The organism is Methanobrevibacter sp., from assembly GCF_030539555.1.
In the GTDB taxonomy this organism is placed as follows: domain Archaea; phylum Methanobacteriota; class Methanobacteria; order Methanobacteriales; family Methanobacteriaceae; genus Methanocatella.
This window is the reverse complement of record NZ_JAUNXX010000115.1, coordinates 1-2,933: the sequence shown is the minus strand read 5'-3', so window position 1 is coordinate 2,933 and position 2,933 is coordinate 1. Positions and strand designations below refer to the sequence as shown.

At 33.0% G+C, this 2,933-nt stretch carries 3 protein-coding genes and 1 pseudogene; 2 read left to right on the top strand and 2 right to left on the bottom strand.

From position 1 onward, the window contains the following. Nucleotides 1-1,374, bottom strand: a 1,374-nt coding sequence (gene serA, locus Q4Q55_RS10160) for a phosphoglycerate dehydrogenase (protein WP_303372688.1), incomplete at its 3' end; no start/stop codon positions are given. 183 nt (nt 1,375-1,557) lie between these two features. On the opposite strand from serA, the gene Q4Q55_RS10155 reads away from it, so the two are divergent. Next, on the top strand, nt 1,558-1,896 hold the full coding sequence (locus Q4Q55_RS10155) for a heavy metal-binding domain-containing protein (protein ID WP_303372687.1): 339 nt from the start codon (nt 1,558-1,560) through the stop codon (nt 1,894-1,896). Nucleotides 1,897-1,911: 15 nt separating this feature from the next. After that, entirely contained in the window at nt 1,912-2,700 is a 789-nt protein-coding gene (locus Q4Q55_RS10150; RefSeq protein ID WP_303372686.1) for a hypothetical protein, read from the top strand. Here the strand turns inward: Q4Q55_RS10150 and Q4Q55_RS10145 are convergent. Continuing rightward, a pseudogene (locus tag Q4Q55_RS10145) lies at nt 2,697-2,933 on the bottom strand (hypothetical protein); the annotation flags it as partial. The gene Q4Q55_RS10150 and the pseudogene Q4Q55_RS10145 overlap by 4 nt on opposite strands.

Sequence of the window (2,933 nt, the reverse complement as noted above, 5' to 3'; positions counted from 1 at the left end):
TTCATATTTTGCAATAAACATGTGTCCTTCTGGAATTACATCTACCCAATAATCATTCACTTTTAAAATTCTAGGTTCATGTAAGTTTGTACCTTCAGCGGAGAATTTATCGGTCGCGCTTTTTGCAATAACTTTGATTAATGAGTCATATCCTTTTGCGTTGTTCTTTCTTCCTTCAGTAATGCTTATTCCTCTGTCTTTGGCAACAAGTGCAGCATTCACTGCATTAACTGGGGAACTTAAGAATGGATTTACGACACCTTGGATTACAGTCCTTGTTAAAATTTCTAAATTATCAATTTCGGCCAATTCACCACTGTAGATGATTTCAATTTCTTTAATTTTACCGTTCACAGCTTGGGAAATGAATCCACCTAATTTTTCACATAATTCCATATATGGTGCCACTTCTTTGTAAGTTTTATGATCGATACGCGGCATGTTTAGAACGTTTCTAGGAGTTCCGCCTTTGAATAAATCAATAATTTCATCAGCTACAATAATAGCAGCATCTCTTTGAGCTTCTTTAGTTGAAGCAGCGATGTGTGGAGTTAATACTATGTTGTCAAGTTCAAATAATTTTGAATCTTCTGCTGGTGGTTCCTCTTCATATACGTCAAGTGCTGCACCACCAATTTTTTCATTAACTAATGCATTATATAAAGCTTCTTCATCAATGATTCCACCACGTGCACAATTTGTAATGAATGCAGTGTCTTTCATAATTTCAAATTGTTCTGTGGAAATTAAATGTTTGGTTTCAGGAGTGAGAGGCACATGAATTGTAATAAAGTCAGCATTTTTAAGCACTGTGTCTAAATCAGTTAATTCAACGCCCATCTGTTTTGCAACTTCTTCCGGTAAATATGGGTCATATGCCATTGCGTCCATTTCAAAAGCTTTACATCTGTTAACTACTTGAGAACCGATTCTTCCCATTCCGATTACACCAAGGGTTTTGTTTCTAAGTTCAACACCCATGAATTTTTTCTTTTCCCATTTTCCTTCTTTAACGGATTTATCGGCAATGGATAATTTACGTGCCATTGTGAGCAATAATCCCATTGTATGTTCTGCTACTGTAATTGAAGTTGATTCCGGAGAGTTTACAACCATAATACCTTTTTCAGTTGCAGCATCTAAATCAATGTTGTCCACTCCGACACCAGCTCTGGCAATAATTTTCATATTGTCTGCTTTTTTGATAATGTCCTCAGTAAGTTTTGTCCGGCTTCGCACGATAATTCCATCGTATTCATGTATGGTATTGGCCAATTCTTCTGGAGTGATGCTTGTATCTACAACAACTTCAGCTACTTCCTTTAAATTTTCAATACCCTTTTCATTAATAGCATCAGCAATTAATACTTTCATTTTTTCACCATAAAAATTGTTTTTTATAAAGAATATTTAATAATAAATATTAGTTAAAATTATGTTTTTTATCATATTTATAATTATAAACTGATTGTTATTGCGATAACTATTTTTATTATAATATCTGTAAAATATCTATATAAAATCAAAAAAATTTTCAAATAAACTGAGGTGATATGGATGGTATCAGTTGACGAATTTCCAATTTCAACAGCAAATGACATCCCTGGTTTTAAAGTAGTTGAAACTAAAGGTTTTGTATATGGTTTAACTGTTAGAAGTAGAGGTGCCGGTGGTCAAATCGGTGCTGGAGTAAAATCTCTTTTCGGTGGAGAAATCAAACAATATGTTAAAATGATGGAAGAGTCAAGAGATGAAGCATTGCAAAGAGTAATTGAACATGCGAAAGATTTAGGTGCAAATGGAATTGTTGCAATAAGATTTGACTCAAATGAAATATCTCAGGTAATGCAAGAAATTTTAGTTTATGGAACTGCAGTTGTAGTTGAAAAAGAATAAGGTGATATTATCTTTTTGGATAATTTTGAAGTTAAGGACAAATCAATTCCACAAACAATTCTGGGTTATGGTCCATTCATGGCAGAACTTTACTATGGCCACAGATCAAGACTTTATCTGGATGATTTATATAACAATCCTGAAAATGTATGTGAAGTAATTCAGGAAGCTTATGATCAAGGAATAAGGGCCATCAACTTAGTAAATAATTCTAATCTGCTTAAAGCATATGACCTTGCAGCCGATGCGGGATGTGAAATGGAGGTAGTTGCAACAATCGGAAAATCTGATGTTGACTATTTAAATCCTAATTATGAAGTCGCAAAGGAGGTTGACTGGGATGAGGATATTGAGTTATTTTCAAGTTATAATTGTCCTTTAATGCTGGTGGATGAATTTATTGTAGATGGATATGACTGGAAATTAACTTCAAAAATATTATCTGAAATTAATGACACTGGAGTCATATCAGGAATTGTTACGGCATTCCCATCAAGAACAACTGATTTACTTGCGAATAATTTGGACATGAATCTGTTTGATGTTTATATGATTCCTTTTAATTCAATTTCGTATATGATGGATATCAATGCTTTCAATGCATCTCAAAGACAAGAATTTGTTGGTCGGGTTTTAAAATTAAATAAAAAAATAATAGCCACTAGAATTTTGGCTGCAGGTGTTTTAAATCCGAAAGAAGCATTTACCTTTCTCAAAAATGTTGATTATATTGATGCTATTTCAATTGGGGTTGCTAAAGTTGAAGAAGCCCGTGAGGACTTCACACTTTTAAAGGAGTATTAAAATTCAATTACTTCATATTCTTCAAATGGAACTAGATTTTCAGCTTCAAGTGAATCGTTCAAATCTTTTAATCCATTAATTAAATTTTTTATATTTTTATTTGACGGTTTTTTGCCCGTAATCTTCAGATATTGTCTAGGTGAAATTTCACAATATTCGCATTTAAAATTACAGCACCTGTTTTTTTCTTCACATCCGTATCCTTCTTGATTTTCATCAGTACCGATTACAAT

Coding starts and splice junctions, on each gene's coding strand:
- Q4Q55_RS10155 (WP_303372687.1), top strand. CDS start 1,558: ATGGTATCAGTTGACGAATTTCCAATTTCAACAGCAAATGACATCCCT.